The organism is uncultured Brachyspira sp. (assembly GCF_944393015.1).
Lineage (GTDB): Bacteria > Spirochaetota > Brachyspiria > Brachyspirales > Brachyspiraceae > Brachyspira.
On the sequence record NZ_CALXYQ010000006.1, the window covers coordinates 1 to 20139 of the forward strand.

A 20139-nucleotide genomic window follows, 5' to 3' on the forward strand; every position below is an offset into this window, starting at 1 on the left:
AATGAAGAAGATATAGTAGATGATTACAGAGAAAATAACTATACTATGTCAGAGATATCTGATGAAGAGTTAGAAGAGATAGATGACGGTTATGTTAATGAGAATGAAGAAGATATAGTAGATGATTACAGAGAAAATAACTATACTATGTCAGAGATATCTGATGAAGAGTTAGAAGAAATAAAAGATGAAGTTTCATTACCATTAGAAGAGTCAACAATAGAAGAGCCAACTTCCGAATTAGAGGAAGAAGAGATAACAGAAGAAGTTCCTGAATCAGTGGAGGAAACAAGAGAAGAAGAACCAACTACTGAATTACAGGAAGAAGAAATAAAAGAAGAAATTCCTGAATCAGTAGAGGAAACAAGAGAAGAAGAACCAACTTCAGAAATACAGGAAGAAAAGCCGGAATTAACTAATGATTATATCTCTAAGATGCATGATGAATATCTTAGAAGTCAGGAATCAAATAATCATCAAGAAGTTACAGATGATGATTACATATCTAAATTCAAAAAGATGAACGAGGAATATGTAGAAAGTCATAAGCAAGAAGAAAAACATCAAGAAGATATATCATCAGAAGTAGAAGAAGAATCAACAATAGAAGAGCCAACTACTGAATTAGAGGAAGAGGAAATAAAAGAAGAAGTTCCTGAATCAGTAGAGGAAACAAAAGCAGAAGAATCAACTTCTGAAATACATGAAGAAAAGCCGGAATTAACTAATGATTATATCTCTAAGATGCATGATGAATATCTTAGAAGTCAGGAATCAAATAATCATCAAGAAGTTACAGATGATGATTACATATCTAAATTCAAAAAGATGAACGAGGAATATGTAGAAAGTCATAAGCAAGAAGAAAAACATCAAGAAGATATATCATCAGAAGTAGAAGAAGAATCAACAATAGAAGAGCCAACTACTGAATTAGAGGAAGAGGAAATAAAAGAAGAAATTCCTGAATCAGTAGAGGAAACAAAAGCAGAAGAATCAACTTCTGAAATACAAGAAGAAAAGCTGGAATTAACTAATGATTATATCTCTAAGATGCATGATGAATATCTTAGAAATCAGGAATCAAATAATCATCAAGAAGCTTCAGATGATGACTACATATCTAAATTCAAAAAGATGAACGAGGAATATGTAGAAAGTCATAAGCAAAAAGAAAAACCTCGAGAAGATATACCATCAGAAGTAGAAGAAGAATCAACAATAGAAGAACCAACTACTGAATTACAGGAAGAAGAAGTTCCTGAATCAGTAGAAGAACCAATGACAGAAGAATTATCTTCTGAAATACAAGAAGAAAAGCCGGAATTAACTAATGATTATATCTCTAAGATGCATGATGAATATCTTAGAAATCAGGAATCAAATAATCATCAAGAAGTTACAAATGATGACTATATATCTAAATTCAAAAAGATGAACGAGGAATATGTAGAAAGTCATAAGCAAGAGGAAGTTTTAGAGTCAGTAGAAGAACCAAAAGAAGAATTATCTAATGAAATAGAAACAGCTGTAGAATCAGAAGAAGAAATAATTAATAATGAAGAGGATTTGACAGAAGAAGATAAATCTATGATAGAAAACTATTTAGATAAAGTAGATGTTTTATCAGAAGATTTAACAGAAGAAGAAAAAGAATTATATAAAAGCTATTTAGCTAATACTATAGAAGAAAAAGAATCAGAAAATAAAGAAAAATCTGCCGAATCTCAAGAAGTAGAAAATAAAGAATCTGAAGAACCAATTTCTGAATCAGAACTTCAAGAAGATTATGATGAATTAATAGCAGCAACAGAAATAAAAGTTGAAGAAACATCAGCTCCAATAAATGATGTAATAGAAGAACAAAAAGAAGAAGAATCAATACCTGAAACAGATGAAGAAATAAAAGAAGAGTTATCTGGAGCAGTTGAGGAAGTAGAAGAAGAAATAATTAATAATGAAGAGGATTTAACAGAAGAAGATAAATCTATGATAGAAAACTATTTAGATAAAGTAGATGTTTTATCAGAAGATTTAACGGAAGAAGAAAAAGAATTATATAAAAGCTATTTAGCTAATACTATAGAAGAAAAAGAATCAGAAAATAAAGAAGAAGTAATTTCAGAAGAACCTGAAGAAACTTCCGAAGTAATAGAAGATCTAAAAGAAGAAGATATAACACCTGAAACAGAGGAAGAAATAAAAGAAGAACTATCTGAAGCAGTTGATGAAGCAGCAGAAGAAGAAATCATCAATAATGAAGAAGATTTGACAGAAGAAGATAAATCTATGATCGAAGGCTATTTGGATAAAGTAGATACTTCATCAGAAGATTTAACAGACGAAGAAAAAGAATTATATCAAAATTATTTGTCTAATACTTCAGAGACTCAAGAAGTTGAAAGTGAAGAGGCAGAAAATAAAGAAGAAGTAATTTCAGAAGAACCTGAAGAAACTTCCGAAGTAATAGAAGAGCCAAAAGAAGAAGATATAACACCTGAATCACAGGAAGAAATAAAAGAAGAATTATCTGAAGCAGTTGAAGAAGCAGAAGAAGAAATCATCAATAATGAAGAAGATTTGACAGAAGAAGATAAATCTATGATCGAGGGCTATTTGGATAAAGTAGATACTTCATCAGAAGATTTAACAGACGAAGAAAAAGAATTATATCAAAACTATTTATCTAATGCAGAGTCTCAAGGATTAGAAATTGAAGAAGCAGAAGAAATCATCAATAATGAAGAAGATTTGACAGAAGAAGATAAATCTATGATCGAGGGCTATTTGGATAAAGTAGATACTTCATCAGAAGATTTAACAGACGAAGAAAAAGAATTATATCAAAACTATTTATCTAATGCAGAGTCTCAAGGATTAGAAATTGAAGAAGCAGAAAATAAAGAAGAAATTTCAGAAGTAGTAGAAGAACAAACAGAAGAAGAGCCAACATCTGAAGCAGAGGAAGAAATAAAAGAAGAACTATCTGAAGCAGTTGATGAAGCAGCAGAAGAAGAAATCATCAATAATGAAGAAGATTTGACAGAAGAAGATAAATCTATGATCGAAGGCTATTTGGATAAAGTAGATACCTCATCAGAAGATTTAACAGATGAAGAAAAAGAATTATATCAAAATTATTTGTCTAATGCATCAGAGCCTCAAGAATCATCAGGTGAAGAAGCTGAAGAAACTTCCGAAGTAATAGAAGAGCCAAAAGAAGAAGAGTCAACACCTGAAGCAGAGGAAGAAATAAAAGAAGAATTGTCTGAAGCGGTTGAAGAAGCAGTAGAAGAAGAAATAATTAATAATGAAGAAGATTTGACAGAAGAAGATAAATCTATGATCGAAGGCTATTTGGATAAAGTAGATACCTCATCAGAAGATTTAACAGACGAAGAAAAAGAATTATATCAAAACTATTTATCTAATACTGAATCTCAAGAAGTAGAAAATAAAGAAGAAACATCAGAACCAACTTCTGAATTACAAGAAGGTTTAATTTCAGAGCCTGAAGAAAATACAGCAGAAGAAACTTCCGAAGTAATAGAAGAAAAAGAAGAAGAGTCAACAGCTGAAACAGAGGAAGAAATAAAAGAAGAACTATCTGAAGCAGTTGATGAAGTAGAAGAAGAAATAATTAATAATGAAGAAGATTTGACAGAAGAAGACAAATCTATGATCGAGGGCTATTTGGATAAAGTAGATACCTCATCAGAAGATTTAACAGATGAAGAAAAAGAATTATATCAAAACTATTTATCTAATTCCGAAACTAATGAAGAAGAGCTTCAGGAAGAAGTATCGAATGATGAAAATAATGAATTACAAGAAGAAGTTAGCGATGAAGAATTAGAAGATCTCGTTTATATAAATAATGTTCAATTAGATGAGATAAGAGATTCTGATGTCAATATGCTTGAAAACATTATTAAAGGCAATGATGAAGATGGTGTAGAGCTTATAAGAATAAGTGATAAAATAAATGAGAATAATACTCAAGAAGATAATACTAAAGCAAAATCTTTAGAAAATTTTGATTCTATGGAAGAGCTTTTAAATAAGGAGACTAATATGTCTGAAGAAAAAGAATTAGAAACTATTGAAAAAGAAAATCTAGATGACAACGTAGCAGTTGAGGAAGAGTTTAGTTTAGGTGATGACAATGAACCTATACTAATGGAAGATGAAAAACATACTGAAGATGATGAAGAAGATTTTGACGGAGAAATTACTCAGTCTGATTTAGATTATGCTATTAAGCTATTTGAATCTGAAGAATCTAGCGGACAGTCTAATGAGTATAGCTCTAAACATGATATATTATTATCAGAAAATGAAATTAATAAATTCAAGAAACTATTCGGATACTTCAAAAATATTGTGGAAAAAATGTCTCCTGAAGATTTAAATGATTTCTCTAAGACAGAATTTTACGATATGTACTCATCTTTATTTAGAAAATTTGGCGACTGAAATTAATTTTTTCAAATAAAAAAAGGGACTTATTGAAAGTCCCTTTTTTATTAATTAATAAATATCTTTTTAATTTCTATCTTTTAATAAAACTAAATCCTCACCCTCTAATTCTTTCACTCTTACAGATACATACTGGTCCTGAGGTACATTAAGAGCAATACCTACATAATTAGCTGATACTGGTAATTCTCTTCCAAATCTATCAACTAAAACAAGCAAAGCCACTTTTTTTGGTCTTCCATAATCAAATAGTGCATTAAGAGCCGCTCTAATAGTTCTTCCTGTATAAAGAACATCATCAACAAGCAATATAGTTTTTCCAGTAATATCAAAAGGTATATCAGTTTCTTTAATTTCTGGAAATTCAGAAAGAGTAGACAAATCATCTCTGTAAAGGTTAATATCTATTGCTCCAATCGGTACTTCTTTTTTAATTTTTTCTTCTAAAAGTTTTTTTAATCTTATACCTAAAAAATCGCCTCTTCTTCTTATACCAACAATAGCTAATTTTTCCATATCTTCCTTTTCAATGATTTCCGCAGCAAGTCTAGGGAGAACTTTTTCGTATTCTTCAGCTTTTAGTAAAACTCTCATTTAATACTCCTTTGATATTTTAAGTTATTGCTTTATGAAGTTGTAATTAAGCAATTATGAAAATTATAACGATTATAGTAAAAAAATCAACATAATATTTTTTTACTTTTGCATAAAAAATATGTTAAGTGTTTTTTTACTTTACCGATATTATATATAAGGACAGTAAAAAAAGTTAAAGTTAACATAAGAGTTGCTAATTTTATTTTACTGTTATATAATTGTAAAATAACATATTAATTTAAGTGAGGAAATTATATGGCAGACGAAGAAAATTTAGATTTGGAAGAAGGCGAAGAGGAAGAACAAGCCGAAGCTGCACCAAAGAAAAAATTTGGTTTAAGCCCTATGATTGTAAAAATACTTATGGGAATTGCTGCCATTTTAGTTGTGGCTTTAATATCCGGGCTTATAGCATTTTTTGTATCTAAAAGTGTAGGAAAAGCTGCAGGCGTACAGGGCGGCGTTGTTGATGATATGGTAAAACAGCCACCACCATCAATCTATCGTATAGACCCAGAGTTTAATGTAAATACTGCAGATATGGATGTAGCAAGATACGTAAAAGTAAGTATTATATTAACTTATACTACTAATACTAAACAGCTTGCAGTAGAACTTCCAGAAAGATTCTATATGATAAGAGATAGAATTACTACTATACTTAGTTCTTATACTTATGATCAGTTAAGGACTAATGAGGGCAGAGAGCAATTAAAAGCTGATATTAAGCGGGAAATTAATAGTATGCTTAGAAATGGTCAAATAGATGGTATATTATTTGATAACTTCTTGTTAAGCTAATGCTAAAGAATGCTATTGAAAAAATTTATAAGAGAAGGATATTCGTATGACAGAAGTATTGTCACAAAGCGAAATAGATGCGTTATTAAGTGCTATATCATCAGGTGAAAGTTTAGATAATATTGATACTAAACGTGTAGAAGTAGAGCATAGAAAGATAAAGATATACGACTTTAAACGTCCCGATAAGTTTTCAAAAGACCAAATTAGAACGCTTCAGATGATGCATGAAAACTTTGCTCGTGTTACCACAACTTCATTATCTGCACAGTTAAGAACTTTAGTAGGTATTCACGTAGCAAGCGTAGATCAGCTTACTTATGAAGAGTTTATAAGAAGTGTTAGCAATCCTTCTACTTTGGCTATTGTAAGTATGGACCCTTTGAAAGGAAGTTCCATATTAGAGATTGACCCATCTATCACATTTACTATAATTGATAGATTGTTTGGCGGACCCGGTGAAAGTCCTAAGAACTTAAACAGAGAGCTTACAGATATTGAGTTATCAGTTATGGAAGGTATTATAGTAAGAATACTAGGTAACTTGAGAGAGGCTTGGTCGCAGGTAATAGATTTAAGACCGCGTTTGGGTTCTATAGAAACTAACCCTCAGTTTGCTCAAATGGTTAGTCCTAATGACATGGTTGTTTTAATTACTTTGGAAACTAAAGTAGCTGATGTTGAAGGTATGATGAACTTTTGTATACCATATATTACTATTGAGCCTATACTATCTAAGTTTTCAGCTCAATATTGGTATGCATCTATTAGAAGAGGCAGCACTAGCGAGAATTTAAAGATAATAAAAGAAAAATTACAAAATATATTTGTTGAAACTTCGGCGGAACTTGGATCTATGCAATTACCGCTATCAGACATTCTCAATCTTCAGAAAGGTGATGTTGTTAAGTTTACAGATACTAAGATTACAGATCCTGTCATATTTAAGATAGGAAACAGAAAGAAATTCTTATGTCGTCCTGGTATATCAGGCAGCAGAATGGCTGTACAGCTTACAGGTGTTATGGATGGAGAGGCTGATATAACCGAAGACGATTTATTAAAAGAGGAGGATTAAGGTTATGATGAGTGACGGTGCATTATCTCAAGACGAAATAGAAGCTTTGTTAAAAGGTGCCGATGAAGCTTTTGGAGGAGACACTGCTCCTAAAGCTTCAAGCAATGGAGGCGGAAATGTAGATAAACAGCTATTTAATGAAGCTGCAAAAATGATAGCTGAGAATCAAGCTTTCTCATTATCATCTATTTCTACAAAAACCGTATCTATCACTAATATTACAACTACAGTCGGAGATGTAAATAATTTACATCAAATGCTTTCCGGCAAAATGGTAGAGGCTAAAGTAGGATATACTGGTTCTATCAATGGAAATGTTTATTACTTCATGGGAGAAAATGAGGCTTTAATAGTTGCTTCTCTTATGATGGGACAAAAAGAAGCAGCTTTGAATGATATGGTATCACAAGTATTGAAAGAGGCTTTCTCACAAATGGTTGGAGTTTCTGACAGTGCTTTATCTTCAAGGTTTGGAGGAAGTTTTACTAACTCTCCTATAGAAACTTCTATATTGGAAGATGCTTTCAGTATTAATATACCAGGACCATTGGCTATAGTAAGCGGTTCACTTTCTATTGAAGGTGAAGTAGAAAATGCTCCTTATGTATTTGCTTTAGAGCTTCCATTATTACAAAGCCTTATAGGTTCTGCATCTAATAATACTGCTGCACCTGCTGGAGGAAATACAGCAAATGCCGGAACTTCTGCTAATAATTCTACGGCAGGACTTGTAGATAATCAAGCCTTTGATTCAGGTCCTCAGTTAGGAGTACAGCATGCTGAGTTCAACTCTCTAATGCCTGCTTCTGATGTACAAGGAACAGGAAATATCGGTCTGCTCATGGACGTAACTATGAACATGACTGTAGAGCTTGGAAGAGCTACTATGACTATTAGAGATATATTAGGACTTGGTGAAGGTTCTATTATAGAGCTTCAAAAGTTAGCTGGTGAGCCTGTTGATTTGCTTGTTAATGGTAAGTTAATAGCAAAAGGTGAGGTTGTAGTAATAGATGAAAACTTCGGTGTTCGTGTTACTGATATTATCAACCCTATGGACAGACTTACTAATAAACCTAGATAATAAGTTAAAATAATTACCAATATAATGAAGCGGGAGTAATTTCCCGCTTTTTTATTATTTTTTTATAAATATAATTGAAATTCTTGAATAAATGTATATAATATAATCGATAAAGTAACATAATAAATAATAGAAGTAAAATAATGAGTAATGTAGACAATAAAAATTCTAATGGTATACCTTCTAATAACATCGGCCTATTGATGGATGTTACTATAAATGTAACAGTAGAATTAGGAAGAGCACGTTTAAGTATTAGAGAAATATTAAGTCTTGGTGAGGGTTCTATTATAGAGCTTCAGAAACTAGCCGGAGAGCCTGTTGATTTGCTTGTTAATGGTAAATTAATAGCTAAAGGTGAAGTTGTAGTTATAGACGAATGTTTTGGCGTGAGAGTTACTGATATTGTTGATTCTGTATATAATACAGTTGCAGCAGATACTGAGAAAAAATAAATAATATATTTCCATTAATTCCATAATTTTTTATATTCTGATAATTCAAATCTTTTTTATTAAAAAAATAATTTAGTTTTTCTTGACTTTTAATATATTATTACATATAATAATATTACTATAAATAAAAATTTAAGGAGTTTAGAATGTACACTTCATTCACCTGTATTTCAGGCCGTTTAAATATATGCTTTCAATTTTCTAAATTCTATAAATCTTCAAAACGTACCCTTTCAAAATCTAAGAAGTAATCTTTTTAATAATTCTAAAATTAATAAAAATAATATATATAATAATATTTTATATCTATATGGTATAATTGTTTTTTTTGTTGAGGTGTTTAAATAATGCAGGACAATATAATATCAGAAAACGCTCTTTCAGCTATGAAGGACTTTTTAATAGATTTAAGAAGAGATTTGCATGCTCATCCTGAACTTGGATTTCAGGAGTTTAGAACATCAGAAAAAATTTCTTCTATACTTGATTCATTAAATATAAAATATAAGAATAAAGTTGCTGAAACTGGAATAATAGCGGATATAGAAGGCGAGGATAAAGATTTTACTATAGCCTTTAGGGCAGATATGGACGCTTTGCCTATGGAGGATAAAAAAAATTGCTCTTATTCATCACAGAATAAGGGTAAATGTCATTCCTGCGGTCATGATGTTCATACTACAGTGCTTACAGGCATAGCAAAATATTTTTCAGAAATAAAGCCTCCTTGTAATATTAGGCTTATATATCAGCCTGCAGAGGAAACTACAGGCGGTGCTTTGCCTATGATAAAAGAACATGCTTTAGATAATGTTAATGTTATTTATGGGCTTCATGTTCGTCCTGAAATAAATGTTGGACAAGTAAGCGTTACTTATGGAGCAATGTATGCCAGTTCTAATATGTTTGAAGTTCATATATATGGAAAATCTGCACATGGAGCTAAATCATATAATGGAATAGATTCAATAGTAATTGCTGCTCATATTATAACTCAGCTTCATAGCTTCACTTCAGCATTTACAGATGGAAGTATGAGGCTTCATATAGGCACTATAAATGGCGGAAGTGCTAATAATGTAGTAGCAGATAATGTTAAGATGGAAGGTATTATCAGAATGCTATGCGATGAGGATACTAGAAACAAAAGATTGAACATGATAAAAAATATAATTAAAAATACGGCAAAAAGTTTTAATGCTGATGCAAAGTTTGTTAATATTCCTTCTTATCCGGCTTTGATTAATCATGATGATGCTGTTAATATAGTGAAAAATTCTGCTGAATCTTTTTTAGGCAAAGAAAATTGTTTGCTTGAAAAAGCTAATATGACAGCTGAAGATTTCAGTTATTATGTTCAAAGGGTAAAAGGGGCTTTCTTTAGTTTGGGAGTTTCCAATGAGAAAATAAATGCTCCTATTCATAATGGTTTATTTGATATAGATGAAAATGCCATTAATATAGGGGTGAAAATGCAGGTATTGAATGTTTATAATACATATAAAAATAAGGATAAGTTTATAAAGTAACATTATTATTTTGTTTAAAACTATAGAAAAAAAAAGAAATACAATATATAATTAAAGGAGATGAATATGTCATTATTTGAAGGAGCCGGTGTAGCTTTAATAACACCATTTACGGAAGATAATCAAGTTAATTACGAGAAATTAGAAGAGTTAATCGAATTTCAAATAGCAAATAAAACAGATGCTATTATCGCAGCGGGTACTACAGCAGAAAGTGCTACTCTTACACCTGAAGAAAGAATGCAGGTTATTAAATTTTGTATAGAGCGTACAAAAAAAAGAACTATAGTTATAGCCGGTACAGGAACTAATAACACAGCATATGCAGTAGAGTTTAGTAAAAAGTCTTATGAGTATGGTGCTGATATGGTAATGGCTGTTACTCCTTATTATAATAAAGGTAATGAAAGCGGCCTTATTGATTATTATACAAAAATAGCAAATAGTGTTAAATGTCCTGTGATTATATATAGTGTTCCTTCAAGAACTGGGGTAAAATTATCTCTTAATGTTATTAAAACATTGTCTGAGATTCCTAATATTCAGGGAATCAAGGAGGCTAGCGGAGATATTAGTTATGTTGCAGATATAGTTAATATTGCACCTAAATTGGATTTATATTCTGGAAACGATGATATGGTAACTCCTATGATGGCTTTAGGTGCTAAAGGTGTTATATCTGTTACAAGCAATATCATTCCTAAAGAAAATCATGATATGGTTATGAATTTTCTTAATGGAAATGTTAATGAAGCTATTAAAACTCAAATTAAATATATAGATTTTGTAAGAGCTATGTTTATAGAAACTAATCCTGCTCCTATAAAAGAGGCTATGAATATTATGGGATTTAATGTTGGTGAATGCCGTTCTCCATTAGGTCCTTTAAGTGATAAAAATAGAGAGCATGTGAGAAATATTATAAATAAATATGGATTAAAAAAATAAATAAATTTAAAAAAGGAGAAAAATATGAAAGTATTAATACATGGAACAGGAGTTATGAGCTCAATTTTAAAAGAAGTTATAGAAAAAGAAGGAGAATTAGAAATATCAGGTTTTGCTGATGATTTTACAAATGAAAAGGGAGATATTATTATAGATTTCTCTCATTTTTCAAGACTTCCTGCTATGATAGATTACAGCTTAAAAAATAATATACCTATGGTTATATGTACTACAGGTTATGATGAAACTATGCTTGCTAAGATAGTTGAAGCTTCTATACAAGTACCTATAGTATTGTCATCTAATACTTGTATAGGAATAAATCTTATGAATGATATAGTTGCTAAGATAGCTCCTCAGCTTAGGAATTTTGATATTGAAATCATTGAAACACATCATAATAGAAAAGTTGACTCTCCAAGCGGAACAGCTAAGAGTTTATTCAATATTATTAATGATGCTTTGGATAATGAAATGTTTTTAGTTAGCGGAAGAAATGGTCTTCATGTAAGAGATAAAAAAGAAATAGGTATGCATTCTATAAGAGGCGGTTCTATTGTAGGAGATCATAGTGTTATTTTTTATGGAGATGATGAGATTATAGAAATTAAACACTCTTCTACTTCTAGAAGAATTTTTGCTAATGGTGCTATTAAAGCTGCTAAATTCCTTATAGGTAAGAAACCTGGTCTTTATAGAATGAAAGAGGTTTTGGAATAATAAATATTTTAAATAATAAGTCGATAATGCTGTAAACAATTTATTATAGGAGAATACTGAAATGGATATGTTAGAAAAGTCAGAAGATATTATTGCATACATTAAAAATTCCAAAAAGAAAACACCTGTTAAAATCTATATAAAAGGAAATTTACCTGAAATAAAAACTAATGCTAAAGTATTTTCTTCAGGAAATTTTCATTTTGTAGTTGGAGATTATGAGGATATAAAGGCTATATTAGAAGAACATAAAAACTCCATAGAAGATTATTATTTGGAAAATGACAGAAGAAATTCTGGTGTTCCTACTTTAAATTATTTTAATGTTAATGCAAGAATCGAGCCTGGTGCTATAATCAGAGATAAAGTAACAATAGGTAATAATGCTGTTATTATGATGGGAGCTGTTATAAATATTGGTGCTGAAATAGGAGAGGGTACTATGATAGATATGGGTGCTGTTTTAGGCGGACGTGCTATTGTAGGAAAGAATTGCCATGTTGGTGCAGGTGCTGTACTTGCCGGCGTTATTGAGCCTCCTTCTGCTAAACCTGTTATTGTAGAGGATAATGTTGTAATAGGTGCTAATGCAGTTATTATTGAAGGTGTTCATATTGGAAAGAATGCTGTAATTGGTGCAGGTGCTGTTGTTATAGAAGATGTTGCAGAAAATCAAGTGGTTGCTGGAAATCCTGCTAAAGTAGTAAAAACTAAAGACGAAAAAACTGCTGATAAAACTAAATTGGTAGATGATTTGAGAAAATAATAATTAAAAAACTTAATATTTAGATAAAATATTAATTGCAGTTTATAATATTTTTTATAATCTTCAATTTTTTTATACTCATTTTTTTAAAATATTAATATAATTAATTTTTATTTTTTTTAAAAAGTTTATTTTATTAATAATTTATGAACTATAATTTGTTTATTAATTTTTTTTTTTTTTTTTATAATTTTATCATATAAAAATACTAGGAGTTAAAATATGAAAAAATTTTTATCTATTTTTATGGTAACATTAATATTAATTAGTTTGCCATCATGCAGTAATGCAAAACCAACAGATCCAAAACAAAATTTTGAGAGTTACAGATTAAATGATAATGTGACTCTTCAAAAAGAAAATGATAGACTTTCCTTGAATAATTCTAAGGAAGAAAATATTTCTATAACATCAAGTAAGCTAGATAATAATTATATTGTTTCTGTATTTGCTAAAAAAGAAAATGTAAAAATTAATTTGTCGTATAATAATAATGATTTATTTCCAAATAAAGTATCAATTAGTGATGATGAAAAAATATTAGATGGATATATAAAAAATTATGATAAAGTAAATGGTACTTTTGATATAATTTGGGATAATAATGGATTAACTGTTAATAATTTTTTGGATTTGAAATTAAAAGAAACAATATCAGAAATATTATATTCTAATTTAGATGAAGAAACAAAATATGAGGCTAATATAATGTTAGTATCATATACTGTATCAGATGCTATAAATGAATATATATCTTCTAATAATTCTAGATTTATGTGGATTTTTGCTGTTATAACTTTTGGTGGTCTTATTATATGGGGATTAGGTCAAATTTTTGCTTAAAGTTATTATAATATAAATATATTTTACAAATATATTTATATATATGTTTATTACATATATGATTTAATTTAAGGATTTTACATAATGATTATATCAAAAACAATATTTTATATACCAGCATTGTTAATATTATTTTCTTTTAATCTTTTTGCTAATTTTAAATTTGGAATAAGCCCTAGATTAGGTGCGGATATCAATATAGCTGAAACTAAAGATTATAATAGTGTATTATTAGATCCAAGATTAGATATAAATTTTCAAATAGGATATGGATTTAAATTAAATAATGTTAATTTATTAAGTGGTATAGATCTTTTATTTGATTTTGGTATTAATGAGCATATGGTATCTGTAATCGATAGAAATACATCTTTGATTAACAGAGTATCAGCATTCGGAACATATACAGGAGTAGCTTTAAAATTTGATTTAACTAAAAATAATCAAAATCTTCTTGTAGGAATATCTTCAGGAGTGCAGTTTAATCCCTTAATAAATATGAATTATAAATCAGTTCCAATATCTCCTTATGTAAGATTATCATTTGAAAGGAAATTCTTTGAAACAGAAAAAACAGATTTCATTGCTGGTGTCCATTTATCTTATGAAAATATGATTTTTAATGCTAATGATATGAATAATCTATTTGCTTCTCATACTGTTAAACAATATCATTCTGTAGGTTTGATGTTTAGCTTCGGATTTTTCTTTGAGAATAGATAATAAACAAGTTAATGATAATTAAATAAAGAATATAAACTAATTAAGGTGCTTACTTAAATAAAGTTGGCACCTTTTTTATTGCATTATAATTATTATGGGGAGGGCGGGCTGAAAAAATCATAATCTAAAAATAGTTAAACTTTTTATAATAAAAATTGACAAATTAAATATTTTTGGTAAAATATATGCATTATTATATATAATATTATTGTATGTAATATTATATCTGAATATATTAATTAAAAAAACATCTATGGAGAATCGTTATGGAACTCAATAAAAACATAGTTCAAGTGCCATACTCGCTTATAAGAGAACTTACCGAAAAAGCACAGAAAAAAGAAAATGCTATAATGCTTACAATAGGTGAACCTGATTTGCTGCCTCCTAAAGAATTAATTGAATACGGATGTGAATACGCTAAAACTCATACTTTGGGATATACTCATTCAGGCGGAAGCGAACATATAAGAACATTAGTGGCTAATCATTATAATAAATATTATAATTCTGATATTAAAGCTGATAATGTAACTATGCATATTGGTTCTATGGAAGGTATTTCTTCTGTATTTAGGACTATTTTAAATATAGATGATGAGGTTATAATACCTACTCCTTTTTTCTCTCCTTATGAACAGGCTGTAAAACTTTCTTATGGTAAATGCGTATTTTTAGATACAAGACCTGATCATCTTGTACTTAAGCCTGAAGCTATAGATAAGGTTGTAACAAATAAAACTAAGGCTATACTTTTTAGTAATCCTGGAAACCCTTCAGGATATATGCTTAAAAAAGAGGAGATGGATGAGCTTGTTAAATATTTCGAGAAAAAGGATATATTTATAATAGCTGATGAAATATATTCTGCTATATCATTCTATCCTTTTACTTCATTTGCTTCTTATCCTTCTATAAAGGATAAAGTTATAGTGCTTAATGGTTTTTCTAAATCTCATTCTATGACAGGCTGGAGAATAGGTTATAGCATATCTCCTGAATATGTTAGAAAATGTTTGGTTAATGCTAGTTTCAACAATGTAGGAAGTATGGTAACTCTTTCTTGCGCTATTGCTGAATATGCTTTAGAAAAATATCCTGTTATAGAAAGTTTCAGAGATATTTATAAAGAACGTGCTTTCTTCTTGGCTAAGGAATTAACTGATTTAGGATTCGATGTTATAGAGCCTAGAGGAGCATTTTATTTATTTGTAGGATATGAAAAATTTTCAAAAGAGCCTTCACTTGATTTTGCTATGAGATTATTAGATGAAACAGGTGTTGCGGTAGTTCCTGGTATTGCTTTTGGAAGTGAGAATTACTTTAGAATAGCTTTGACTCAGGATATACCTTTATTGAAAGAGGCTGCTAAAAAGATTAGACAATTCGTACATAAGTGATCATAAATTTATATTTGACGGCAGGAAGAATAAAAACTTCTTGCTGTTGAATGTCCGATTAATTATCAAAGAATATATTTATCACAGCATTAGCATTTATTATACTTATAGGTCTTATATAATATTTAGTTTTTTCTAATACAATAAATCTATCTTTATCAACAGTTGAATTTTTATAATTCATTATGTATTTAATTCCATTTGAATGAATAGATGTATATTTTACATTTAAAGTTAATCTTTCTTCATCATCTTCTTCATAGTGATTTACAATATCAAAATAAAGTGTTTGTTCTATTTTATCAAATTCCTGATTTTCTATTATTTGAAATTCTGCTATTATTATTTTTGATCTGTCATTTTTATTGAAATAATCATATTTGAAATATATATTTTTTATATCATCGTAGTTTTCTGCAAATAGTTCTTCATTATTTTTAGAATCTTTTATTTCTTTTAATAATGTATAATTCATTCTATCATTTAAAATAACTGAAGTGAATTTACTTGATGATATTCTCTCTTCATCATTGACTTTATAATTTATAAATTTAAGTTTATATTTTGAAATTTCTTCTATTGAAATATTATTTTCAAAGTGAATTTTTTTTCTATAATTGCTCCTTACATCATCATAAGAGGTTTTAGCATTATCATAGAATGTAGGTATAACATAAGAAAAGAATGATAATTTTTTAGTATTTAAATTATAAAGATAAGCACTTGCTCCCAAATATCCTGTAGAAGAAATCCAAGGATAAGCACCTAAACCTAATAATTCAGCACTTTTTCTATTTATGTATTTACTTCTCATCTCTCCTGTTAGAAGTTTTACAGTTCTGTTATCATTATTTTGTTTTGCTTTTTCTATATTTTTTATTGTATTATAAAGTCTTGAAAGTATAGCGAAAGAGAATAATTTATTAAATGAGGCATGCTTATTTATCATAGAATCAATACTTTCTGCTATGCTTCTAAACATCTTTGCCAATTCAGGCATATTTTTAACTTGAAGTTTTATACTTAATTGTTCTGCAATATCAAAATCTTTTTCACTGCATGAATAAAGTCCTTTTTCAAAAATATTTTCTACATAGTCTTTTGAAAATTTTAGAATGTTTTCATCTATTTCTTTATCTTCTTCTTTAATTTCTTCAAGTGAATTGTACATCTGTTTGTATTTAAGTATTGCTATTATTTTATGAGCACAAAGAGAAGAATCTTTACAGGAACATACGGCCTTTTTTATACTGTCTTTTTTGGGAAAATAGATAATGACATTTTCTTCAGGTATGTTTATTTCAAGCATTGCTTTTTCTTCTATATCTGCTTCAATATCATCATTAAATCTGTCTAGAGCATATTCGAAATTTCTTTTTGTGCTTGATTTTTTTATTTCATCATAACTAATATTTTTTACTTCATCAAATATATTATTTTCTTCTTTTGTTTCTCCTGTTTCTGTATTATTTTCTATTGTATTATTATTGCTTTCATTTTCTTTATTTTCTGTATTTAGATGTTCTATATATAAAAGCGACATTATAATATGCTTACAAATATCTTTTGAAGGGCAGGAACATTTACTTGATTTTATATCTTCATCATTAAGAATTACTTGTATTTTTTCGCCTGTATCTATAGTAACTTTTATTTTATCTTCTGCTTCTTCAATCTGTATTTTTTCAGGGCTATTATTTATAATATTATCAATGTCTTTTACTGAACGGTTGTATATACCTTTATTTGTTAATGTAAGTAAGAAATTTTCATTGATGTATTGTTTTAAGTTATTAATTTTTTCAGTCATTATAAAAGCCTAAACAATTTTGTGAATATGATATACTAAAATCAATATATTGTCAAAAGTGCGAGCCGCACCACCAACCCGCACGGTATCGCTTATTCTTATCGAATGCCAACTATACGTGCGGCTGATTACTTATTATTATACAAAAACAAACAATTTATTTTACATATAAAACATACTTTCTAAAAAGGAATAGTATTTTATACTATTAATAAATCAAAATTACATTCATAAATAAGTCAAAATTGACAAAATATAATTGTTTAGGTATATACTAAAAATTTTTAAGTTTATAAAAAATTATTTTTATATTGTTATAAAACTTTTATATTGAAAATAAAAAGAGTATACATTATAAATGCATACTCTTTTTATTGTTTATTTGTAATTTTATTTTAGTCTTTTTTAGTTTTCATAAATAATATTAAAAGTCCGCTTGCTATGAAGTTACTAGCATAAGTACCTATGATAACACCGCAGAAGAATGTGAATGCGAAATCATAAAGTATGAATCCACCCCATATCATAATAGCAAGAGCAGCAAGTAGGGTAGAAATACCAGTGATTATTGTTCTTCCTACAACATTATTCAAGCTTATATTAACAATCTCTTTGAAAGGTCTTTTTGAATCAGTATTCTCTCTTATTCTATCAAATACTACGATGATGTCATTGATTGTATAACCTATAAGAGTAAGCATTGATGAAAGAACTAATACAGAAAACTCTTTATTTAAGAAAAGAAGTATACCAAATACTATAACAACATTATGTATAAGAGTAATTATTGCAGGAAAAGCATATCTGTAATTGAATCTTATAGTAATGTATATCATTATGATAATCCAAGATACAATTATCAAAATGAATGCCAATTTTAAATTGTCAGAAGATACTACTCCGCTTATGATGTTGCTTCCTATTAATCTAACTTTTTCCTGAGTATATTTATCATAAAGAACCTGCATAGCTCTGTCGGATTCTTCATTAGAACCTCTGAATCTTAAAAGAAAAGCATTTATATTGTCAGCACCTTCGAGTTCCTGTATATTAACAGTTTCAGTTCCGAAATTATTATATAAAGCTCTTATCTCAGCAATATTAATTACTTCAGGATTATCTATCTGTACTTTTAATTCAACACCGCCTGCAAAGTCAATACCCATATTGAAACTGTTTGTACTAAGTTTACTTATGAATAAACCAATAGAAACTATAAAAAGTATTGAAGATACAATAGCTGCTATAGGCATAATTTTAACAAATGGTATCTTATTTTTTGTCAAATCATTATTTTCTTTTTTTATTTCTTCACTCATTTACAAAATCCTATTTATTTTTAAGAAGTTATATTAAATAAAGAAGAATCCTGCTTTCTTTACTATTTTAGTTCTTATAATCTCTTCATAGATATATCTTGTAATAAATACAGCTGTGAATAGGTTTATTAAAATACCAAAGAACAAAGTAATAGCAAAACCTTGTACAGGACCGCTTCCGAATATCCAAAGTATTAAAGCAACAATAATAGTTGTGATGTTAGAGTCAAATATTGTAGCAAATGCTCTGTCATAACCAGATATAATGGCATCAGCAACATTGGATTTAATTTTTAATTCATCTTTTATACGTTCAAAGATAATAACATTAGCATCAACTGCCATACCTATAGTAAGAATAAGTCCTGCTATACCGGGTAATGTTAAAGTAAATCTCAAAGGTGATAATACTGCTATAATAAGTATAACGTTTACAAGCATAGCTATAGTAGCTAAAACTCCAGAAAGTCTGTAAACTATTATCATAAATAGTCCAACTAAAATAGCAGACATAAGTAAAGCAGTAGCACCTGCCTTAACAGAGTCAGCTCCAATAGACTGACCTACAACTTCTTCTTCTACTATGCTTACATTAAGAGGCAAAGCACCTTCTTTTAATATTCTAGCTAAGTCCTGAGCTTCTTCTAAAGTGAATCTTCCTGTTATTACACCTCTTCCGCCTCTTATCTCATCATTAATATTAGGAGCACTTATAACTTTGTCATCTAATACTATAGCTAGCATTCTATTTCTATTTTGTGCAGTAACTTCAGCAAATTGAGTTGATCCTTCTGAATTAAGTTCAAATTCTACAGTAACCTCTCCGAATTGACCGCCTCCAACTTGAGCATTAATTAAAGCACTTCCTTCTAATGAAGGTTCTTTATTAACTATAACAGGGGCACCTCTTACTCTTCTTCCGAAATCATCTTTTTCACTATAGAAATAAAGCTGTTTTCCATATTCCGGAACTTTAGCTGTATTAGTGAATACACCCATAAGCATATCATTGGTAGTTAAAGTAGCTGTAGCTTGTTCATCAACCAAATTGAAAGTTAAAGCTCCCTGACTTAATACAACACTTTTGATTCTGTCTGGATCTCTTGCTCCGGGAAGTTCAACAACTACTCTGTCCTCGCCTTGCTTTCTTATACCTACTTCACTTACTCCGAATTGGTCTATTCTTCCTCTAAGTCTTGATATAAGTCTTTCCATAGCATCATTTTTCTCTTCAGCTGTAAGAGATGATACTGTTCTGTCAAGTCTGTTTGCATACTCTTCAAAATCAGCCTGAAGAACGATTCTTATACCGCCTTGTAAGTCCAAACCCATATTTACAGATTCGCTTCTTAAACGTTTAAGGGATTGAACATTATCTATTTGTTCTTTAGTATATCCTTTAGCTATCATTTCATCTAAAGACATATTACTTTCTTCTTTCTTCTCATCAGATGTGAAAAAATACCATCTTACTGTAGGAGTAATAAACCAAGCCATTACACCAAGTCCTATAATGATGAATGCTAGTCTTAAATTATGACTCATATTATACTGTCCTATTATTTATATTTTTTAATTTATTCTCTT

The 20139-nt window shown here is 29.1% G+C and carries 16 protein-coding genes; 12 read left to right on the forward strand and 4 right to left on the reverse strand.

All coding sequences use genetic code 11. The features are described 5' to 3' along the window. Positions 1-4476: hypothetical protein (locus Q0K19_RS03535; protein WP_297245366.1), on the forward strand; the 4476-nt coding region annotated here is incomplete at its 5' end. 69 nt (positions 4477-4545) lie between these two features. On the opposite strand, the gene pyrR is transcribed toward Q0K19_RS03535, so the two are convergent. Beyond that, positions 4546-5073: a bifunctional pyr operon transcriptional regulator/uracil phosphoribosyltransferase PyrR gene (pyrR, locus tag Q0K19_RS03540; protein WP_297245368.1), complete on the reverse strand. Its 528-nt coding sequence runs from the start codon at positions 5071-5073 to the stop codon at positions 4546-4548. A 258-nt stretch (positions 5074-5331) separates the two neighbouring features. Here pyrR and fliL point away from each other — a divergent pair, with 258 nt between their 5' ends. From fliL to Q0K19_RS03595, 11 genes are all read left to right on the forward strand, one after another. Beyond that, positions 5332-5877 (forward strand): flagellar basal body-associated FliL family protein, encoded by a 546-nt coding sequence (fliL, locus tag Q0K19_RS03545; RefSeq protein WP_012670913.1) that lies wholly within the window; start codon positions 5332-5334, stop codon positions 5875-5877. A gap of 46 nt (positions 5878-5923) precedes the next feature. Further along, positions 5924-6955 (forward strand): flagellar motor switch protein FliM, encoded by a 1032-nt coding sequence (fliM, locus tag Q0K19_RS03550; protein ID WP_008722421.1) that lies wholly within the window; start codon positions 5924-5926, stop codon positions 6953-6955. Positions 6956-6959: 4 nt separating this feature from the next. Further along, positions 6960-8039, forward strand: a complete 1080-nt coding sequence (gene fliN, locus Q0K19_RS03555; protein ID WP_297245378.1) for a flagellar motor switch protein FliN — start codon at positions 6960-6962, stop codon at positions 8037-8039. A gap of 143 nt (positions 8040-8182) precedes the next feature. Beyond that, entirely contained in the window at positions 8183-8494 is a 312-nt protein-coding gene (gene fliN, locus Q0K19_RS03560) for a flagellar motor switch protein FliN (RefSeq protein WP_297245380.1), read from the forward strand. A 347-nt stretch (positions 8495-8841) separates the two neighbouring features. Then, positions 8842-10023 carry a M20 family metallopeptidase gene (locus Q0K19_RS03565; protein ID WP_297245381.1) on the forward strand — a complete coding sequence of 394 codons (1182 nt, stop codon included), beginning with the start codon at positions 8842-8844 and terminating at the stop codon, positions 10021-10023. 66 nt (positions 10024-10089) lie between these two features. After that, entirely contained in the window at positions 10090-10971 is an 882-nt protein-coding gene (dapA, locus tag Q0K19_RS03570; RefSeq protein ID WP_297245383.1) for a 4-hydroxy-tetrahydrodipicolinate synthase, read from the forward strand. Positions 10972-10995: 24 nt separating this feature from the next. Then, entirely contained in the window at positions 10996-11691 is a 696-nt protein-coding gene (gene dapB, locus Q0K19_RS03575; protein ID WP_297245385.1) for a 4-hydroxy-tetrahydrodipicolinate reductase, read from the forward strand. A gap of 61 nt (positions 11692-11752) precedes the next feature. Beyond that, on the forward strand, positions 11753-12457 hold the full coding sequence (dapD, locus tag Q0K19_RS03580; RefSeq protein WP_297245387.1) for a 2,3,4,5-tetrahydropyridine-2,6-dicarboxylate N-acetyltransferase: 705 nt from the start codon (positions 11753-11755) through the stop codon (positions 12455-12457). A 222-nt stretch (positions 12458-12679) separates the two neighbouring features. Continuing rightward, positions 12680-13300 (forward strand): hypothetical protein, encoded by a 621-nt coding sequence (locus Q0K19_RS03585; RefSeq protein ID WP_297245389.1) that lies wholly within the window; start codon positions 12680-12682, stop codon positions 13298-13300. Between the two features lie 84 nt (positions 13301-13384). After that, positions 13385-14023: a hypothetical protein gene (locus tag Q0K19_RS03590; protein ID WP_297245391.1), complete on the forward strand. Its 639-nt coding sequence runs from the start codon at positions 13385-13387 to the stop codon at positions 14021-14023. A 266-nt stretch (positions 14024-14289) separates the two neighbouring features. Then, positions 14290-15423 carry a pyridoxal phosphate-dependent aminotransferase gene (locus tag Q0K19_RS03595; RefSeq protein WP_297245393.1) on the forward strand — a complete coding sequence of 378 codons (1134 nt, stop codon included), beginning with the start codon at positions 14290-14292 and terminating at the stop codon, positions 15421-15423. A 58-nt stretch (positions 15424-15481) separates the two neighbouring features. Here Q0K19_RS03595 and Q0K19_RS03600 read toward each other — a convergent pair whose 3' ends face one another. From Q0K19_RS03600 to secD, 3 genes are all read right to left on the reverse strand, one after another. Continuing rightward, a complete protein-coding gene (locus tag Q0K19_RS03600) occupies positions 15482-17233 on the reverse strand; it encodes an SWIM zinc finger family protein (RefSeq protein ID WP_297245395.1) in 1752 nt (583 codons plus the stop codon). Positions 17234-17628: 395 nt separating this feature from the next. Further along, on the reverse strand, positions 17629-18552 hold the full coding sequence (gene secF / locus Q0K19_RS03605; protein WP_297245397.1) for a protein translocase subunit SecF: 924 nt from the start codon (positions 18550-18552) through the stop codon (positions 17629-17631). A 33-nt stretch (positions 18553-18585) separates the two neighbouring features. Beyond that, positions 18586-20097: a protein translocase subunit SecD gene (gene secD / locus Q0K19_RS03610; protein ID WP_297245399.1), complete on the reverse strand. Its 1512-nt coding sequence runs from the start codon at positions 20095-20097 to the stop codon at positions 18586-18588. Positions 20098-20139: the final 42 nt, after the last annotated feature.